The 18,950-nt window shown below is 34.5% G+C and carries 18 protein-coding genes; 8 read left to right on the top strand and 10 right to left on the bottom strand.

Annotated features, from left to right (window positions below; all coding sequences use genetic code 11):
• Nucleotides 1-47 precede the first annotated feature (47 nt).
• The 5 genes from bamA to DFQ05_RS06480 all read right to left on the bottom strand — a co-directional run bounded on the left by bamA (nt 48) and on the right by DFQ05_RS06480 (nt 5,651).
• Nucleotides 48-2,615 (bottom strand): outer membrane protein assembly factor BamA, encoded by a 2,568-nt coding sequence (gene bamA / locus DFQ05_RS06500; RefSeq protein ID WP_132704589.1) that lies wholly within the window; start codon nt 2,613-2,615, stop codon nt 48-50.
• Nucleotides 2,587-3,327 (bottom strand): isoprenyl transferase, encoded by a 741-nt coding sequence (locus DFQ05_RS06495; RefSeq protein ID WP_132704588.1) that lies wholly within the window; start codon nt 3,325-3,327, stop codon nt 2,587-2,589. Before DFQ05_RS06495 ends, bamA begins: the two co-directional genes overlap by 29 nt.
• Nucleotides 3,328-4,014, bottom strand: a complete 687-nt coding sequence (gene porG / locus DFQ05_RS06490) for a type IX secretion system protein PorG (RefSeq protein WP_132704587.1) — start codon at nt 4,012-4,014, stop codon at nt 3,328-3,330.
• A gap of 98 nt (nt 4,015-4,112) precedes the next feature.
• A complete protein-coding gene (locus DFQ05_RS06485; protein ID WP_132704586.1) occupies nt 4,113-4,991 on the bottom strand; it encodes an NAD kinase in 879 nt (292 codons plus the stop codon).
• A gap of 3 nt (nt 4,992-4,994) precedes the next feature.
• Nucleotides 4,995-5,651 carry a CBS domain-containing protein gene (locus DFQ05_RS06480; RefSeq protein ID WP_132704585.1) on the bottom strand — a complete coding sequence of 219 codons (657 nt, stop codon included), beginning with the start codon at nt 5,649-5,651 and terminating at the stop codon, nt 4,995-4,997.
• A gap of 90 nt (nt 5,652-5,741) precedes the next feature.
• Between DFQ05_RS06480 and DFQ05_RS06475 the strand changes: the two genes are divergently transcribed.
• From DFQ05_RS06475 to clpX, 6 genes are all read left to right on the top strand, one after another.
• Nucleotides 5,742-6,455, top strand: coding sequence for a pyridoxine 5'-phosphate synthase (locus tag DFQ05_RS06475; RefSeq protein WP_132704584.1), 714 nt, complete (start codon nt 5,742-5,744; stop codon nt 6,453-6,455).
• On the top strand, nt 6,452-7,219 hold the full coding sequence (locus DFQ05_RS06470) for an alpha/beta fold hydrolase (protein ID WP_132704583.1): 768 nt from the start codon (nt 6,452-6,454) through the stop codon (nt 7,217-7,219). The genes DFQ05_RS06475 and DFQ05_RS06470 overlap by 4 nt, the downstream gene beginning before the upstream one ends.
• 49 nt (nt 7,220-7,268) lie before the next feature.
• Nucleotides 7,269-7,619 (top strand): phage holin family protein, encoded by a 351-nt coding sequence (locus DFQ05_RS06465; RefSeq protein ID WP_132704582.1) that lies wholly within the window; start codon nt 7,269-7,271, stop codon nt 7,617-7,619.
• A gap of 76 nt (nt 7,620-7,695) precedes the next feature.
• Entirely contained in the window at nt 7,696-9,018 is a 1,323-nt protein-coding gene (gene tig, locus DFQ05_RS06460; protein ID WP_132704581.1) for a trigger factor, read from the top strand.
• A gap of 88 nt (nt 9,019-9,106) precedes the next feature.
• Nucleotides 9,107-9,781 (top strand): ATP-dependent Clp protease proteolytic subunit, encoded by a 675-nt coding sequence (locus tag DFQ05_RS06455; RefSeq protein WP_132704580.1) that lies wholly within the window; start codon nt 9,107-9,109, stop codon nt 9,779-9,781.
• A gap of 179 nt (nt 9,782-9,960) precedes the next feature.
• Nucleotides 9,961-11,193: an ATP-dependent Clp protease ATP-binding subunit ClpX gene (gene clpX, locus DFQ05_RS06450; RefSeq protein WP_132704579.1), complete on the top strand. Its 1,233-nt coding sequence runs from the start codon at nt 9,961-9,963 to the stop codon at nt 11,191-11,193.
• A gap of 198 nt (nt 11,194-11,391) precedes the next feature.
• Here clpX and DFQ05_RS06445 read toward each other — a convergent pair whose 3' ends face one another.
• On the bottom strand, nt 11,392-12,906 hold the full coding sequence (locus DFQ05_RS06445; protein ID WP_132704578.1) for a GH3 auxin-responsive promoter family protein: 1,515 nt from the start codon (nt 12,904-12,906) through the stop codon (nt 11,392-11,394).
• Nucleotides 12,907-12,998: 92 nt separating this feature from the next.
• Here DFQ05_RS06445 and DFQ05_RS06440 point away from each other — a divergent pair, with 92 nt between their 5' ends.
• Together DFQ05_RS06440 and DFQ05_RS06435 are read left to right on the top strand one after the other, a co-directional pair.
• Nucleotides 12,999-13,790 (top strand): DUF2797 domain-containing protein, encoded by a 792-nt coding sequence (locus DFQ05_RS06440; protein ID WP_132704577.1) that lies wholly within the window; start codon nt 12,999-13,001, stop codon nt 13,788-13,790.
• A gap of 71 nt (nt 13,791-13,861) precedes the next feature.
• A complete protein-coding gene (locus tag DFQ05_RS06435) occupies nt 13,862-14,125 on the top strand; it encodes a hypothetical protein (protein WP_338419703.1) in 264 nt (87 codons plus the stop codon).
• 79 nt (nt 14,126-14,204) lie between these two features.
• Here the strand turns inward: DFQ05_RS06435 and rpsU are convergent, their stop codons facing one another.
• From rpsU to DFQ05_RS06415, 4 genes are all read right to left on the bottom strand, one after another.
• Complete coding sequence (rpsU, locus tag DFQ05_RS06430) at nt 14,205-14,399, bottom strand: 30S ribosomal protein S21 (RefSeq protein ID WP_132704576.1); 195 nt, start codon at nt 14,397-14,399, stop codon at nt 14,205-14,207.
• Nucleotides 14,400-14,500: 101 nt separating this feature from the next.
• Nucleotides 14,501-15,364 carry a sigma-70 family RNA polymerase sigma factor gene (locus DFQ05_RS06425; RefSeq protein ID WP_132704575.1) on the bottom strand — a complete coding sequence of 288 codons (864 nt, stop codon included), beginning with the start codon at nt 15,362-15,364 and terminating at the stop codon, nt 14,501-14,503.
• A 105-nt stretch (nt 15,365-15,469) separates the two neighbouring features.
• Nucleotides 15,470-18,106, bottom strand: coding sequence for an AsmA-like C-terminal region-containing protein (locus tag DFQ05_RS06420; RefSeq protein WP_132704574.1), 2,637 nt, complete (start codon nt 18,104-18,106; stop codon nt 15,470-15,472).
• Between the two features lie 92 nt (nt 18,107-18,198).
• Entirely contained in the window at nt 18,199-18,903 is a 705-nt protein-coding gene (locus DFQ05_RS06415; protein ID WP_132704573.1) for a queuosine precursor transporter, read from the bottom strand.
• Between the last annotated feature and the right edge of the window lie 47 nt (nt 18,904-18,950).

Raw genomic sequence — 18,950 nt, 5'->3', positions numbered from 1 at the left:
CACCAGTATGAAATGTTATTATGCAATTAGAAAATATCGTGCCAAACTTAAAATTGTTGTCCAATAATAAAGTGAGTTTCCCAACCATTTTTTTGTGACTGCCCAGGAAGTGGGTCAAACCCATGACCGAAATCTATACCTAATAATCCAAATGCTGGCATAAAAATTCTTACACCTAAACCAGCCGAACGCTGTAAGTTAAATGGATTAAAATCTCTAAAACTATTAACCGAAGCACCGCCTTCTAAAAAGGACAGAGCGTATATTTTTGCACCTTGACCTAAGGTAATAGGATATCTTAACTCTAATGAAAACTTATTATAAATAGACGCTCCATCTTGCGAAGACAACGATTGATTAGGATACCCTCTTAATTGAATAATTTCTCTCCCGTCTAATGCAAAGTTCCCTAAACCATCACCACCTAAGAAGAAACGCTCAAAAGGGATGACACCTCTATCATTATTATAAGCACCTAAGAAGCCAAATTCTACACTTGGTCTTAAAACTAATTTTTTTGCAACTTCTGCGTACCAATCTGCTTTAAACTTTACTTTGTAAAATTCTAGCCATTTAAAACGCTCTTGGTCAATTTCTGCAATACGCTCTGGTGTTGTTGCAGGATTATCTCTTTCTTCTCTTAACGCACCATAATCTACACCGTTAAACAAGGAATATGGTAAGGATAATTTAGCCGATATCGCAAAGTTTGAACCTCCTGTTGGATAGATTGGGTCGTTATAGGTATTGTTACGTGTTAATCCAATGGTGTACGCTAAGTTGTTAGATGTACCATTTTGAAACTGAAAAAGACCAGATCTAAAGTTATTTAAGTTATAGTTTTGATAACTTAAGGCTTGAGAAAACAAAAAGTAATCATCTGGTTCTTTAAGTCTAGTTGAAATGCCGACAGTTATACCCAAAATATTGAAACTTTGACTTCTATCTGCTCTACGTGTTGCAGGATTAAATTGAAATTGTTTAGAGTAAGATATAGAAGAGGATAACTGGAATGGCTTTTTACCACCTAACCAAGGCTCGCTAAAAGAAAAACTATATGTTTGAAAGAACTGACTTGCTTGTAATCTAAGTGCTAGACTTTGCCCATCTCCTCTTGGTACTGGTTTATAGGCTTCGCCATTGAATATATTTCTTAGTGAGAAGTTGTTAAACGATAATCCTAAAGTTCCGATGAAGCCACCGCCACCATAACCACCTTGTAGTTCAATTTGGCTAGATCCTTGCTCTTCTACGGTATACTCTATATCTAGGGTGCCATCAACGGGATTTGGATTTTTAATATCTGGAACAATAGCTTGAGCATTAAAGAATCCTAGTTGCCCAAGTTCTCTTATTGTTCTAATGATATTTGCCCTACTATACAATTCACCTGGGCGTGTGCGTATTTCTCTATAAATGACATGGTCGTTAGTAACATCGTTACCTTTTACAGTAACGCTATTAAAGTAAGCTGGTTTACCTTCGGTGATTCGTATCTCTAAGTCAATTACATTACCATCAGCGCTGACCTCTACAGGATTTATTGTAGAGAACATATACCCAGTATTTTGATAAACGTTTGTAATATCTATACCATCTGGTTTTTCTTCATTAGCGATACGCTTTTTTAATTCCACGCCATTGTAGGTGTCACCTTCTTCGATTCTAAGAATCTGAGACAAAAACTCGTCTGAATAAACCGTATTACCAACAAAATCAATTTTACCAAAAGTATATTTTTCACCTTCCTCAACATCAATGACGAGGCTTATAGTTTGGTCATCATTGTAGATGATAGAATCTTTAACAACTCTGGCGTCTCTGTAGCCGTTTTCTTTGTACTTATCGATAAGGCTAACTAAATCTTCTTTGTAATCTGCTTCGACGTATTTAGAGCGTTTTAAAAGTCGAATCGGATTTTTTTGTTTCGTATTTTTCATGGCTTTTCTAAGCTTCTTATCCTTAAGCTTTTCGTTGCCATTAAATGTGATGGATTTTATTTTTACTTTGTTTCCTTTATCGATATCAATACGCATATTAACACGCTTTTTTTCAATCGAATCATTTGTTACTTCGGACGTAGTAACGTTAACTTTAGCATTTAAAAATCCTTTTTTCTTGTATTTGTTAGTAAGATAATTCTTGGTTGTAGTGATTAAATTTTCGGTTACTTTAACACGCTGTTTTAAGTTGTTTTCGTCAAGAATTTCGTCTTTCTTTCCTTTTTTTACGCCTTCTATTGTTACCTCGTTTAGTTCTGGCAAGTCGGATAAATTGATTTCTATATCTACTTTGTTATCATCAGTAATATTTGTAAAATAAATATCAATAGAACTAAATAGATTAGATTTCCACAGTTTCTTTACAGCTTCGCCAATCTTTTCGCCACCTATAGTAACTTCTTGTCCCTTTTTTAATTTTGAAAATGTAATGATGGTATTGGCATTAAAAGCCGTGTTTCCTGTAACAAAGATGTCGTTAATAATATATTTTTCTCCTGTTTGGGCATTCAAACTTTGAGAAACCGTAACTAATATAATTAATAGAAAAGCGTAAAAATTCTTCAATGCTTTTTTGTTTATGCTTTTAGGTAAGCTGTTCGCTTGTTTTTCCAAATCGTCGTTCTCTGTTTTGATAATTTTTAATAGCTTCGATTAAATGTTCTTTTTTAAAATCGGGCCATAAAACATCCGTAAAATATAATTCTGCGTATGCAATTTGCCATAACAAAAAATTGCTAATTCGTTGTTCTCCACTAGTGCGAATTAGCAAATCTACATCAGGTAAATCGTGCGTGTAAAGATGCTTATTTATAATTGATTCGTCAATACTTTCGGCTGAAATTATATTATTTTTAACTTTAAATGATAATTCTTTAACAACATTAACAATTTCTTCGCGAGAACCGTAGCTCAGGGCTAAAGTCAATGTCATATGTTCATTATTTTTCGTTTTTTCTTCAACAAATTTCAGTTCGTTAAATGCTTTTTCGGGTAAATCTTTTAAGCATCCTATTGCCGTAAGTTTTATTTTGTTGTCTTGAAGTGTTTTTATCTCTTTTTTTAGAGATTTAACTAGAAGTTTCATTAAGGTTTGAACTTCTAATTTTGGTCTATTCCAATTCTCGGTAGAGAACGCGTAAAGCGTTAAATTTTTTATACCAATTTCTGCGCAAGCTTCGACTGTTTCTCTTACGGACTTTGTGCCACTTTCGTGCCCGAATACCCGGACCATTCCTTTTTGTTTAGCCCAACGACCATTGCCATCCATAATTATTGCAATATGGTTGGGTAAATTGTTACGGTCTATTTGGTCTATTAGTTTCATTTAAAAATCGCAATAACATGGTTTTTGACCAAAGGTATAGGTTAAGGTTAGTCCACTAAAGACATACCAATCGTTACTGTTTATATTCCCAAAACTAAACTGTTGTCTAAAGTCTGCGTCTGGTACGCTTCCGTCTAACTCATCAGAGAAGGTGTATCTAGCACCTACCTCTGCCGCAAGGATAATATGTGGACTTATAACTTGCTTATATCCAAGAACCATAGGGATTCCGTAAGCCCAGCTGTTTGTGTTTTCTGAGGTTAACGTGCCGTTGTCAAAGTAAAAATTCTCATGATTTGCAGCAGAAATACCAGTGTATAAATACGGTGTTCCTTTTGGTGCTAGGTCAAGAAGGTCCCAATCGAAAAATGTAAACTCCATACCAATGGATGCTTCGAAAAGTCCGTTCTGAAAACCATAACCACGTTGCACACGTCTAGGGTCATCGGATTTGCTGTCTTCTACTTTTAGATTGGTATAAATAATAGAGGCTCTAAATGCATGCCTTGGGCTACGATTCCATTTTACAAGTCCTCCGATGGCTAAAGTATTTGGTGAAATATAGTTTGTAGAACCTACGTCGCCAACAAAGTTGCTTCCACCAGCAAAAATACCAAATTCATAAATTTGAGACTGAGAGATTTGTATGCTAAATAGGCTTAATAAAAGAACTAAAAAATACCTCATAAAATTTTAAAAGTTTGCAAATATAACAATTAAGATTACTCTTTAACAATTTGATACAAATTGTCTTACAGAAAACAGAATTTACGGGCATTTATTGTTTAGTTGCGTCTATCTTCTCCCCAAAGCATTTTTTTTCTTAGTGTATCTAAAAAGCTTTCGCTGTGCAGTTCCACCATTTTAATTTCAAACTTTGCCTTTTCAATTTTTACAGTAGCAGAATTTGGTAAGGTAATGATCCTAGAATCTAGAGAAAGTAAAAATTGGTTTTCTCTACCGCTAACTCTAAGTTTTACCTTAGTTTTATCGGGAATAACCAATGGTCTGGCATTAAGGTTATGAGGTGCTATAGGTGTTAACACAAAGCTGTTTGTTTCTGGGGAAATCACTGGGCCGCCACAACTTAAAGAATATCCTGTAGACCCTGTTGGAGTGGCTAGTATTAACCCATCTGCCCAATAAGAGGTTAAATATTCGTCATCAAGATGCGTTTCAACGGTTATCATAGAGGTCGTATTTTTTCGACTTATGGTAACTTCGTTTAGTGCAAAATTGGTTATTGCTAAATCATCGTGCTCTGGGGAAACACTTACAGAAAGCAAAGAGCGTTTCGATAATTTATACTGGCCATTGAAAATAGATTTAAGAGCATCTTTTATCTCATTTGTCTGTATGGTTGCTAAAAATCCTAGTCTTCCAGTATTTATTCCAACAATATTAATGTCTAAATCTTTTACATAAGTTATGGCGCGCAGAATAGTGCCATCACCACCTATACTTATGAGTAAATCGTAACTGTTATCTAATTCCGTAAAAACACCAATGGACCAATCGTTGTGAAACACAACATCTTGTAATGCTAAGAAATCTTCTTCAACAAAAACATCAATATTATAATCTTGCAGATTATCTAGAAGCGTTTTAAAGGCAACTGAATTATTGCTGTTAGCATAGTCCTGACCGTAGATTGCAACTTTCATCAGCTACATGTTTAAGTACTTATCAAGATACTTCGAGCGATCCTTTAAGCTATTTATGTAACTATCGTCATCGTGTCCGGAAACGACATTGTAACTGTAACGTCTAAACGTTTGCATAACATCATTTAGACTTGTATTACCAATCTTTAAAGTGATTTGTACTAAATCATTTTCGATTTTAGAAATAAAGGCGCCTAATAACTTGGCATTATTAGACTCTACGATTTGACTAACTTCACTAAACGAATAATCTTGAAGCCCTTTTTCGACAATTAAAATGCCTCCTGGTTCTGAGAAAAAAGGCGTTTCGTTAAATAGATGAATAATATCATTAAGCTCGTAATATCCTAAGTATTTGTTTTCAGGACTTAATACAGGCATAATATTACTGTTGTTCTGTGCAAATGCTTCCAAAACATCTAGCCAATTGGTTGTGGTGCGCACAAAAAAACCTTCTGCGGTATAGCTGCAATCGGCAATCAATTTTTTAGCCTCAAAGCAGTGTGCGTCTGTTTCTGGTATGCAGCCAAGGTAAATACCATCTTTCTCAATAGGAATATGAGAATAGGTTAATTGGTTAAACAGCAACTGTAAATCGCCAATAGAATCATTAATGTTTAATGGTTTTATGTCGTTTATGATGTAATCTTGTAACTGCATAAATCAATTATCTAGTGTTCTGCAAATTAATCAAAAATAACCATAAAAAGCGTGGTCTACTTTGTATTTTTGTCTTTAAAATTAAGAGAAATGACAAAGCTAAGCGTTAATATTAACAAAATCGCAACTCTAAGAAATAGTAGAGGTGGAGATGTCCCAAACGTGGTGCAATTTGCCAAAGATGTGCAGCGATTTGGTGCAGAAGGTGTTACCATACATCCTAGACCAGACGAGCGGCATATTAGGTATCAAGATGCACGAGATTTAGTACCTGTTGTGCATACCGAGTATAATATAGAAGGAAATCCTATTCCAAAATTTATCGATTTGGTATTAGAAACAAAGCCGACCCAAGTTACCTTAGTTCCAGATAGCATTGATGCCATAACATCCAACGCTGGATGGGATACAATAAAGCATAAAGATTTTTTAGTTGAAGTAATTTCGGAGTTTAATCGAAATAATATCAGAACGTCTATTTTTGTTGATCCAGTGGTAAAGCAAATCGAAGGTGCTAAAGAAACTGGCACAGACCGCATAGAGCTCTATACCGAAGCGTTTGCGCATCAATACTCCTTAGGAAATCAAGATGCAATAAAGCCTTATACAGAGTGCGCCAAGATTGCAAATCAGTTAGGGCTTGGCGTTAATGCAGGTCATGATTTGTCTTTAGATAACATCAAATTTTTCAAAGAAAATATAGAAGGTCTTTTAGAAGTCTCTATTGGTCATGCTTTAATATCGGAAAGTTTGTATTTGGGTATCGAGAATGTAATTCAAATGTATTTACATCGGTTGTCATGATTCTACACAGTAACATTATAGGTAAAGGACAGCCATTCGTTATTCTTCATGGTTTTTTGGGGATGGGCGATAATTGGAAAACGTTAGCGCGGCAATTTTCAGAATTAGATTACCAAATGCATTTGGTCGACCAGCGTAATCATGGACGAAGTTTTCATTCAGACGTATTTGATTACGACATTATGGCCGAAGATTTAAAGGCATACTGCGATGCTAATAACCTCAAAGAAATAATACTCCTTGGTCATTCCATGGGAGGCAAAACAGCTATGACCTTTGCCACTAGATTTCCAGAATATGTCAAAAAATTAATAGTCGCTGATATTTCTCCGAGATATTATCCTGTACATCACGATGCTATTTTAGACGGCTTATCAAATTTAGATTTTACACTAATAAAATCTCGAGGAGAAGCAGATGAAACGTTGGCCCATTACGTCGCAGATGCAGGAACACGTATGTTTTTATTGAAGAATTTGTATTGGGTAGAAAAAGGAAAATTAGGACTTCGTATTAATCTCCCAATTTTAAGAGAACATGTGTCCGAAGTAGGTGAAGCTTTGCCGTCACAAGCGGTTTTTGGTAAGCCCACTCTATTTTTGCGTGGCGATAAGTCCGAATATATCGGCCCTACAGACGAGGGCATTATCCACCGGCATTTTATAGATGCTAAAATCGAGACTGTTTCTAATGCTGGACATTGGCTACACGCAGAAAACCCAAAAGCGTTTTATAAATCTGTTGTAGAATTTATCCGTGCCTAATGTTATAGAAAAAACGTAACTTTAAAATCTAACACTAACTGTTTCAATCATGAATTTAATCTTGCGCTTACTCATTAATGCTTTTGCCGTTTTCGTTCTAGCTCATTTTTTAAGTGGAGTTACCGTAAATGGTTACGTGGGTGCAATAATTGTAGCCCTTGTACTTTCTATATTAAACCTTTTAGTAAAGCCAATTTTAGTTATTCTAACATTGCCAATAACGGTTTTAACTTTTGGATTGTTCTTATTAGTTGTAAATGCACTCATAATTTTACTGGCCGACAAACTTATTGATGGCTTTGCGGTTAACGGACTGTGGACGGCTATACTTTTTAGTATCTTACTATCCATCTTACAATCGATACTTCTATCTGTATTTAAAGAAGAGAAAAAGCCTTAAAAATCAATACCTTAAAACTATTGTTGGGTTGCAAAAAAATATGTACTTTTGCAGCCCAATTTTAGTTTGTATTATAATGAACATTACAAGAGAAAACATCGATGCGTTAAACGCTGTTGTAAAAGTAGATATCGCTAAAGAAGACTATAGCGACAAAGTAGAGAAAATCTTATCAGATTACCGTAAATCTGCTAATATTCCTGGCTTTAGAAAAGGGCACGTGCCAATGGGTATGGTCAAAAAGCAATACGGTAAAGCGGTTTTGGTAGATGAGGTTAATAAATTATTACAAGATGCGCTTGGCAAGTATTTGGTAGAAGAAAAGCTAGATGTATTAGGTAATCCTTTGCCAAAACCACAAGACGATTTAGACTGGGATGCAGATGCATTTTCTTTTGAATTTGAGTTAGGTTTAGCGCCAGAATTTGATGTAAAGCTAAAAGGAAAGAAGGCTATTACACACTACCATATTGTTGCAGACGATAAAATGATTGATAATCAAATCAAGCATATACAAAAACAATACGGTAAAATAGTTTCCCAGAACGAAGTTACAGAAGACTCAGAAGTAACAGGTAAGTTTACAAATGAAGAGGCAGGAATAGAAAATGTAGCTACGTTCGAGGTAAGTAAAATTAAAGGCAAAACAAATCTTAAGAAATTTGTTGGAGCTAAAGTTGGAGATGTCATTACAGTAAAAACTAAGAATTTATTCGAAGATGCACACGATTTAATGACGTATTTAAAAGTATCTCATGACGATGCCCACGACTTAGATGTCGAAGTGTCTTTTGAAGTATCTGAAATTAATAAGCGCGAATTAGCAGATCTAGACCAAGAATTATTCGATAAGTTATTTGGTAAGGACGTTGTTAAAACCGTAACTGAGCTTAAGGCAAAAATTAAGGAAGATTCCGAAAAGCAATTTGCTCAACAAGGTGACCAAAAATTGTTAAACGATGTTACCGAATATCTAGTTGAAAGTACAAAATTCGATTTACCTGCGGAGTTTCTTCAAAAGTGGATGCAAACAGCAGGCGAAGAACCAATGACAGAAGAGCAGGCTAAAGAAGAATACGAAAAGTCAGAAAAAAGTATGCGTTATCAGCTTATCGAAGGTAAATTGATAACAGAGCATAATCTTCAAGTACAATTTGAGGATTTAAAGGCATACGCCATGCAAATGATAAAAGGTCAAATGGCTCAGTTTGGTCAGATGAACCCAACTGAAAAAGAGCTTGAAGACATCGCGGCACGTATCTTGTCTAACCAAGACGAGGTTAGACGATTGTCAGAACAATTGATGAGTCAAAAGCTTTTAGAATTGTATAAAAAGGAGGCTAATCTTAAAACAAAAGAGATTACCTATGATGATTTTGTAAAAGAATTTTACAGTTAATCATTTAGCAATATAAATTGTATCTTTAAGGCGTAAAATCGATTGATTTTGCGCCTTAATAATTTAAACGATAAACAGATTATAACATATGGATTTCGGAAAAGAATTTGAAAAATTTGCAACCAAAGATCAAGGAATAAATAGTAATTACTACAGTAAGATTATACAAAGTATGTATCCTACTAATCTAACGCCAAATATCATTGAAGAGCGTCAGATGAACATCGCTATCTTCGATGTATTCTCACGTCTTATGATGGATCGTATTATATTTTTGGGCACTGGCGTCAACGACCAGGTGGCTAATATTATTCAAGCACAATTATTATTCTTACAAAGTGTAGATGCATCAAAGGATATTCAAATTTATATCAATTCGCCAGGAGGTTCAGTGTACGCTGGTTTAGGAATTTATGATACGATGCAATTCGTAAAACCAGACGTAGCTACCATTTGTACAGGTATTGCAGCATCTATGGCAGCCGTATTATTATGTGCAGGGCAGAAAGGAAAACGCTCTGCACTAAAACATTCTAGGGTAATGATTCATCAACCCATGAGTGGTACACAGGGGCAAGTCTCGGACATGGAAATTGCTGTTCGAGAAACTATTAAAGTAAAAGAAGAATTGTATAATATTATTTCAACTCATTCAGGGAAGCCTTATGAGCAAGTAGAAAAAGACTCTGACCGAGATTATTGGATGAAGTCTGATGAAGCATTGGCTTACGGAATGATTGACGAAGTTTTGGGAGCAAAGTAAATTTCACTTAATTCGACAAATAAATAAATTTATTTTCGAGTGACATCCCGAAACTTCGGGAGAGAAACATTTTAAGATTATCAAATTATAATTGACAGTTTAAAAGCTTATAGCCTTAAACTTTCAGTTTCAAATTAAAATAGAGATTTCCGCTCATGCGGAAACTAAACAAAGTTTAAATGGCAAAAGAAGAATTAGAATGTAGTTTTTGTGGTAGGAAAAAGCCAGAAACCAATTTGCTTATTGCGGGATTAGATGCGCATATTTGCGATCGTTGTATAACGCAAGCCAATGGTATTGTTATAGAAGAATCCAAGCAAGGGTCCAATGCAGAGCTCAGTGCAGAGCTAATGCTAAAAAAACCAAAAGAAATAAAGGCTTTTTTAGACGAATATATCATAGGACAAGAATATACAAAACGTGTTATGTCTGTTGCGGTATACAATCATTATAAGCGTTTATTACAGCCACCAACAGATGATGATATCGAAATACAAAAGAGTAATATTATCATGGTTGGGCAAACCGGTACAGGAAAAACACTTATGGCAAAAACTATTGCTAGAATGCTTAATGTACCTTTAGCAATTGTAGATGCTACGGTTTTAACCGAGGCTGGTTACGTTGGAGAAGATGTAGAGAGTATTTTAACCAGATTACTACAAGCTGCAGATTATAATTTAGAAAAGGCTGAAAAAGGCATTGTTTTTATCGACGAAATCGATAAGATTGCGCGTAAGAGCGATAATCCATCAATCACTAGAGATGTTTCTGGAGAAGGCGTTCAGCAAGCGTTATTAAAATTATTAGAAGGAACCGTTGTTAACGTACCACCAAAAGGAGGACGAAAGCACCCAGACCAAAAATTTATAGAAGTTAATACAGAGCACATTTTGTTTATAGCTGGCGGTGCTTTTGATGGTATAGAACGTGTTATTACTAAGCGTTTAAATATGCAAGCCATCGGTTACAGCTCTATTAACTCCGATGATAATGTAGATAACGATAATATACTACAGTACATTATTCCAAAGGATTTAAAAGATTTTGGTTTAATCCCAGAAATTATTGGCCGTTTACCAGTCTTAACGCATATGGATCCACTAGATTCTAAAACCTTAAGGGCCATATTAACAGAGCCGAAAAATGCTATTGTAAAGCAGTACAAAAAGCTGTTTGCAATGGACGATGTTGATTTAAATATTACTGACGGTGCTTTGCAATTTATTGTAGATAAGGCCATCGAATACAAATTAGGCGCGAGAGGATTACGTTCACTTTGTGAAGAGATTCTAACAGATGCGATGTTTCATTTGCCAGGTTCTGATGAAACAAAACTCAATGTTACAAAAGCTTATGCGGAAGAAAAGTTGACAAAATCTACACTTAAGAAATTAAAGGCAGTTTCTTAATATTTAAATAGTCTAAGACAATAAGAAAACCCAGACAAAGGTCTGGGTTTTTTATGCTTTGGATTAATCAATACTAAATATAAGCGGCTGATATTAGTAGCAATATAGATTTAAGTTTGTATTCTTCAAATCAAATTAGACAAGGCGTTGTTATTTTTCGATATAAATTATAAATGAGTTCAAAATCGGGATAAACGGTTACGAATTTAGTCTTAGAAGTTCATCTAAATAATCTCGAGAATTTGATAACCGAGGCACCTTGTGTTGTCCGCCTAACTTATCATTCTGTTTTAACCAATCGTAAAATAAATTTGGTCGCGCTTGATGAATGGTAGGTTTTTTAAGCGTCATATTGTTGTAGCGCTTTGCCTCATAATCAGAATTAAGCGCTTTAAGTGCATTGTCAAACAATTCGGAAAAATAATTAAAATTCTCAGGTGGTGTTTTAAATTCAATTAGCCATTCATGAGCTCCCTTTTCTTTGCCTTGCATAAAAATTGGAGCTGCTGTATAATCTACAATTTCTGCTCCTGTTCGTTTGCATACTTTTTTCAGAGCATCTTCTGCATTTTCTATAATCAGTTCCTCGCCAAATGCATTGATGTGATGTTTGGTCCGTCCAGATACTTTTATTCTATATGGGCTAAGGCTTACAAATCTTACGGTATCACCAATCTTATAACGCCACAAACCAGCATTGGTGGTTATTATTACAGCATAGTTTTTATCGAGTTCTACCGCGCTTAGTGGTATCACTTTTTCTTCGGATGTGCCATAGGTTTCCATTGGGATAAATTCATAAAAAATACCATAGTCTAGCATAAGCAATAAATCGCCAGAGTAGTTTTTGTCTTGTATTGCAAAGAAACCTTCAGAGGCATTATAGATTTCATAGTATTTAAATGTTCTGCCAGGTAAGATAGACCGATACTGTTCGATGTACGGATTAAAGCTTACACCGCCATGAAAATACACTTCGAGATTTGGCCAAATATCAAATAGATTATCTTTTCCTGTTTCTTCTAACACATTATTTAGTAACACCAACATCCAAGAAGGTACACCTGCTAAACTGGTTACATTCTCGTTAATAGTTTCGTTAACGATGGCTTGCATTTTGGCTTCCCATTCGCTCATTAAAGAGACCTTACTACTTGGCGTGCTGCTAAACTCTGCCCAAAACGGCATATTGTCTATTAGTATCGCCGATAAGTCTCCAAAAATAGTTCCGTTTTCCTTATAAAGTTCTTTGCTGCCACCTAATCTTAAACTTTTTCCTGTGAAAAGCTGCGATTCAGGATTATTGTTTAGATACATACAAAGTAAATCTTTACTTGCCGCATAGTGGCAATCCTCGAGAGATTCTGTACTTACAGGAATAAACTTACTCTTTGCATTTGTTGTACCACTAGATTTGGCAAACCATTTTATTGGTTTTGGCCAAAAAATATTTTGTTCGCCCTGTCTAGAACGCTCAATCTGTGCCTGAATGCCTTCATAATTTACGATAGGTAGACGGCGATTAAATTCTTCATAAGACTTTATAGAGGCAAAATCGTATTGTTTTCCAACTTCTGTGTCCTTGGCAAATTTTAAGAGGCTAAAAAGTAATTCGTTTTGGACATCGTGAGGGTATTTTAGAAACAATTCAATCTGGTGAAACCGTTTTTTTAAAAACCACGAAGCAATGGAATTGACTATAGGAATTGGCATGGATTGGTTATCTTTAGCCGTTAAACGGCATTAGGCAATAATACGTTTGGTTGGTAATTAATACTAAAAGCTAAAATTAAGAAAATTTTGTTATGGTTTACAGCGGTGTGCTTACTAAAATGCAAACTGAGTTTCAAAATCCAATTCAGTATTATTTAGTATTTAAGAACGATTTTATCCACGTTAATCAGTTATTGGATAAGTTTATTGAAATTAAGTACGTGGGCGAAGAGTGTCTAAGCTGTGGTTTACAAAAAGACATATATCGGCAAGGGTTTTGTAAAAGTTGTTTTTTTGATATGCCTAGCGCAGGCGATTGGATTATGCGCCCCGAATTAAGTACTGCACATCTAGACAAAGAAGACCGAGATTTGGACTACGAAAAAAAAATACAGCTTCAACCACATATCGTTTATTTGGCGAATTCTAGTAATGTTAAGGTCGGTGTGACAAGAAAAAGTCAGGTGCCTACACGTTGGATAGACCAAGGTGCGCATGAGGCTATAGAAATTGTCGAGGTGCCAAATAGATATTTGGCAGGCATTACAGAAGTAGCCTTGAAAGATTACGTGGCAGATAAGACTAATTGGCGAAAAATGTTGAGAAATGACAATGCAGATGAAGACTTAAAAGCATGGCGAGAGCGACTTAAAATTCACATTCCCGAAGAAGCAAAAGGCTATTTTATTGACTATAACGAGGAAACTCAACTTCATTTTCCTGTACATCAATATCCAGAAAAGCCTAAAAGTTTGAACCTAAAAAAAGAGGGACGTTATTCTGGTAAGCTGGTTGGCGTAAAAGGGCAATATTTCATTTTTGAAGACGATACTGTTTTTAATATTCGAGCTAACGAAGGATTGGTCGTAGAGGTTATTATATAAAACTAGGTGTTATAAATGCGTTAAATTGCTTTTTGTTTAACTTTTTTTAAATTAATTTAGACAAAAAAGTAATGATGAAGAAAGTATCTCCAATGGTATATGTTACGATAACCACCTTGTTGTTAGTTACGATAATGGTGATGTGCGCTATGGGTTTTCCTTTTAATTGGGTGTTTTATCTAACGGTAGCAGGACAAATATTGGTAGTTTTAATGGTTTACAAAGTATTGACAGACGATTATGAAACTGATAAAACTTTTGAACACTTCTATGAGGACCGACCAATACAACCCGTAGAAGTTAAAGCAGAAAATGAAGAAGAAAAATTCAGGTAGTGCGCAAGTTGTTTAGACAATTTGAACACAAAAAAAGCGACCTATTTGGTCGCTTTTAATTTTATAGTAATATAAAAACTTATATGTTTTCTGCGTCTCTTAATCTTTGAATATACTCCGCTTTTTGGATTTCTCTTCTACGCTTAACAGAAGGTTTTGTAAAATAACGAGACTCTCTTAAGTTTTGCATAATTTGCACATTTCTGTGCTTACGCTTGTATCTTTTAAGAGCTCTTTCAATGTTTTCGCCTTCCTTGATTTCTATTTTAATCATATCGTGTTTTGTATTGTCTATTTACTAAAGAGTGTGCAAAGATAATACAACTTTTTAAATTACGTTAAAAAAAGCTGTTTTTTTTACTAGGAATGAGAGTGCTATCCTAAATATGTTTTTAAAACTTTGTTTCTACTTGTTTGTCTTAAGCGACGAATTCCTTTTTCTCTTATTTGTCTTATGCGTTCTCTCGTTAAATCAAAGGTTTGTCCTATTTCTTCTAAAGTCATAGGATGCTTTTCGCCAATGCCATAGCACATTTTTATAACTTGACTTTCCTTTTCTGGAAGGGTATTTAAAGCGCGCTCAATTTCTGTATTAAGAGACTCTGCCATAAGACTTTTATCTGGTTTAGGAGAATCTTTTTCAGAAACTACATCATATAAACTAAAATCTTCGTCTGCCTTAAGTGGCGCATCCATGGATACATGACGACCAGAATTTTTCATAGAGGACTTTACTTCTCTTATGCTCATATCTAATTCTCTTGCAATTTCTTCAGCATTTGGTGGTCGCTGGTTTACTTGCTCCAAATAGGCGTAGGCTTTTCTAATTTTATTGATGGTACCAATTTTATTTAACGGAAGTCTTACAACTCTTGCCTGCTCTGCAAGTGCTTGAAGTATGGATTGTCTTATCCACCAAACAGCGTATGAAATAAATTTAAATCCTCTAGTTTCATCAAAGCGCTTTGCTGCTTTGACCAAACCTGCGTTACCTTCATTAATTAAATCGGGTAATCTTAAACCTTGGTTTTGGTACTGCTTTGCTACCGATACTACGAATCTTAAATTTGCCTTTGTTAATTTATCGAGTGCAAGTTGACTACCTTTTTTTATTTGTTGAGCAAGTTCTACCTCTTCGTCTGCTGTAATTAGAGGAATTTTACTAATGTCTTGTAAATATTTATCTAATGATTTGTCTTCTCTATTCGTAACTTGCTTGGTAATCTTTAATTGCCTCATAGTATGTTTTTAAAATTAATACATTTAATAACATACTCTAATATCTGAGAATTCCAAAATTTTAGCTGTTTTTAACGCTTTTTGATTAAAAACGAACGAAAATCATCAATTTTTAGTCGAATCTTGTGGTTTTTTCTTCTTTTTCAGAATTCCACCCAAGATATTTTTTACACCTTCTTTAACCGTAGTATTGGCTTTTTTATTAGTCGTATCAACTTTTGTAGAATCTTTCGGTTTTGTATTGCCGCCTAAAATTCCGCCTAATAAATCATTGACTTTATCCGAACCTTTGTCTATTAGTTTTTGTTTCTGGATTTCAATAAGTTGTTTAGTCAGGTTAGAAACGCCGCTTGATAAATCGGTTTTAATATCTGGATTTGTAAATGTGCCACCAATATTTGCAGTAACAGGAATGGTGATTTTATTCACATCATTATCATTAATTTTTGCAATCAAATTGTTTACATCGGAGCCTAAGTATTTTGCAGGAACTTGCAAAACAGCACTGTAATTCATGTCGTTAGAAAAGCTGTGTGTACCCGAAATTTCAATGGGAATATCTTTATAGGTTATAGTAAAAGGTTTTACAGAAACCTGACCATTTTCAAAACTTAATTTTGTTTTTAAGTCCTTTAAATCAAGTTTACTAAAATCTATAAAATCGAATTTAGAGCTTAAACCTTCCAAAATTTTACTCTGTGAAACCGATAGCTTTGTAGTTAATAATTCTGCCAAAGCATCACCAGAAATTGTACTTAAATCAGGAGAGAAGTTTTCATCTAAAAGCCCATTTAATTTTATAGTAGAGTTAAGTTTTCCTTGAATAACTTTGGCGATTGGCGCTAATGCTTTTAATAATTTTAATTCTTTAAAAGATTTGGAAACGTCAAACTGTTGCATGGCCAATTCCATATCAAACTTTGGTTTGGCTTCTTTTGTAGAAACATTACCAGAGATGCCTAATTTGCCATCAAACAAATCTGTAGTCATATCACTAAGATTGGCATTTTGGTCTTTAATTTTGAGTCTTCCGCTTACATTTTTTAGATTGAGATTGTCGTAAACCACATTTTTAGCATTGGCATAAATAACACAATCTAAAAAGTCTGGAATTTTTAAAGATTCAGAATCTGATGTCACCTTGTTAGATGCGTCTGAGACTGTTTCGTCTTCAACCATAACATCTGAAATCACAAAATTATCAGAAGTCACTTTAAAATCGCCTTGCAATTTTTTATCACTTAGTAAAAAGCCAAGAAGATTATTAATAACTCCTGTAGCATACAAATCGCTTCTCCCTGTTAAGGCTTCAAATTTATTTAAGGTCACCATACCAGGCTTAAAGCTCATGTCGGCGGTATTAATTTGTATTGGATTTACAATATCTTCAGACGAGAAAATAAAATCAGTGACAGAGACTGTACCATTATTTTTAATGCGTTGATAGGCGTTGGTCTCTATCGCATCCATATCAAAAGACGTATTTAGCTTGCCTTTAAGTATGCCGCTCAATTGGTTATCTAGCTCAACAGGGTAAGCCTTTGTGATATTTGCCAAATTAAGTACGCCATCTAGGTCAGCATTGACCAAAATGTTTTTGGTTAGGTTTTTAATATGTGCTTCGGATTTAAAAACATCTTCGTCAATCTTAAAGTTAAGCTGATTGATGTCTATATAAGTGTCATCAATGTCTCCAGTTGTGTTTTTTACTGAAGCATCAATAACGATGTTTTCTACACGTTTTGGTAATTGAGGATACTTAAAAGAGGCGTTTTTAGAATTGATTTTAATATCTAATGTTGGGATAGTTTCTTCAGAAACTAAGCCTTTAATTATGCCGTTTACTGTAAAGTCACCAGTGGTTTCAACATTGGCTATATCTTTGGTATACGCTTTTGGAATAACCGCTAGAAAGTCTTTAAAGGACGACTCGGGATTTTTAAAGCTGATGTCTATCTCTTGCCCTTTTTCTACCAATTGAATATAACCTTGAAACTCTAAAGGAAGGGCATTTATAAACCCTTTATTATCCTTAAATGTGTATTTGTTTTGTTCTAAGTCTAAATCGATTAACGCATCTAATTTTATTAGATTATTTATGAGGTACTCGGAATCTTCGGAAGATAAACTGATTTTTGCATCGGTTTTAGTGTCTAATTCTGAGAGGTTGCCTGAAAAAATTCCGTTACCTGTATGATTAATCTCTGTTGCGTAGAATTTTGTATTAGTAGTTTCGTCTATATAGGTAAAGGCACTGTTGTTAATCTCGTAATGTTCTATATCGAAGCTAAACGCATCTGAAGAAGTTTCACTATTTGAGCTTTCCGAAGTTTCGTTAGTCTCTTTTACAATATCATAGTTAACATTGCCTGAGGCGTTAGTTTTAAGTGTTAATAATAACTCGTCGGCGATAATTTCGTTAACAGTCAAAGGTTCTTCAGATCCTTTAAGCAACTCTTTTATAGGCATCTCAAAAGTAAGGGACTTAGCAGCTGCCAGCGTTTCGTTTTCAAAAGGAGCTTGAGTAATAATCTTTAAGTTGTCAATACTAATTTCTGCCTTAGGGAAGCTACTAATTAAGCTTAGGCTAATATCATCAAAACTAAGTTCTGCCTTTAGATTTTTATCCGCATAGTTTTGGACGATTGTATCAATCTTCGATTCTAAAAAGAAAGGAATACTAACTAATAAGACTAGAAAAATTAAAACTAATATTCCTAAAACTTTAAATACTTTCTTCATTACTTTTTTTCTTAATAAAATTTATAGAGAGATAATTAGTATACGAAAATTATTGAGGAAAAGTTCGCTAAGGGCTTAAGTTTAAGAAGATTTTAAGCTAAATCAATTTCTTCGTTAACTTTTAGCCTGAATCGCCTTCTAAACAAATGTACTCCCAAATAGAGAAAAGGTGTGTCTATGATTGCAATGAGAACTTTAAATAAGAATCCAGCTACTAATAATCCTAAAAACTTGTCCCACTCAATTTTACCAAAACTACAGAGAAGGATAAGTACAGTTGCTGTATCTACAAACTGCGACAGAAAGGTTGAGAAATTATTACGAAGCCAAAGGTGCTTGCCTTTTGTTAGTCTTTTCCAGAAATGGTAAATCTGGATGTCTACAAACTGAGCTAAAAGATAGGCCATCATACTTGCAAAAACTGCTATTGCTGTACTACCAAATACTGTTGTAAAGATGCCATCTTTTACAGGAGACCAAGATGTTGCAGGAACGGTATTGGCGGTGTAAATAATAAGCATAGAAAAGAATGATGCAAAAATTCCTGCTATCACCACTTCATTTGCTCGCTTTTTTCCGTAAATCTCACTGATTAAATCTGTAATTAAAAAGGTAATAGGGTACGGTAAAATTCCTACTGAAATTTCAAAAAGTTTACTGCCAAAAATTTCGATATCCAAAGGATACCAATAAAAAAACTTTTGAAAAATAAGGTTGGATACAACCAGCGACGTGATGAAAAGTGCGCCTAAAAAAAGATAGATACGTTGCGCAAGAAGCTTGTCTTTTAATTGCATTAAAAATCGTTAATAAATAGTTCCTGTAAAGATAATCTATTAATATA

Origin of the sequence: Winogradskyella wandonensis, assembly GCF_004346845.1 — a bacterium.
GTDB classification, from domain to species: Bacteria; Bacteroidota; Bacteroidia; order Flavobacteriales; family Flavobacteriaceae; genus Winogradskyella; species Winogradskyella wandonensis.
The sequence above is the reverse complement of the archived record's forward strand: the minus strand, read 5'-3'. Positions and strand labels throughout refer to the sequence as shown.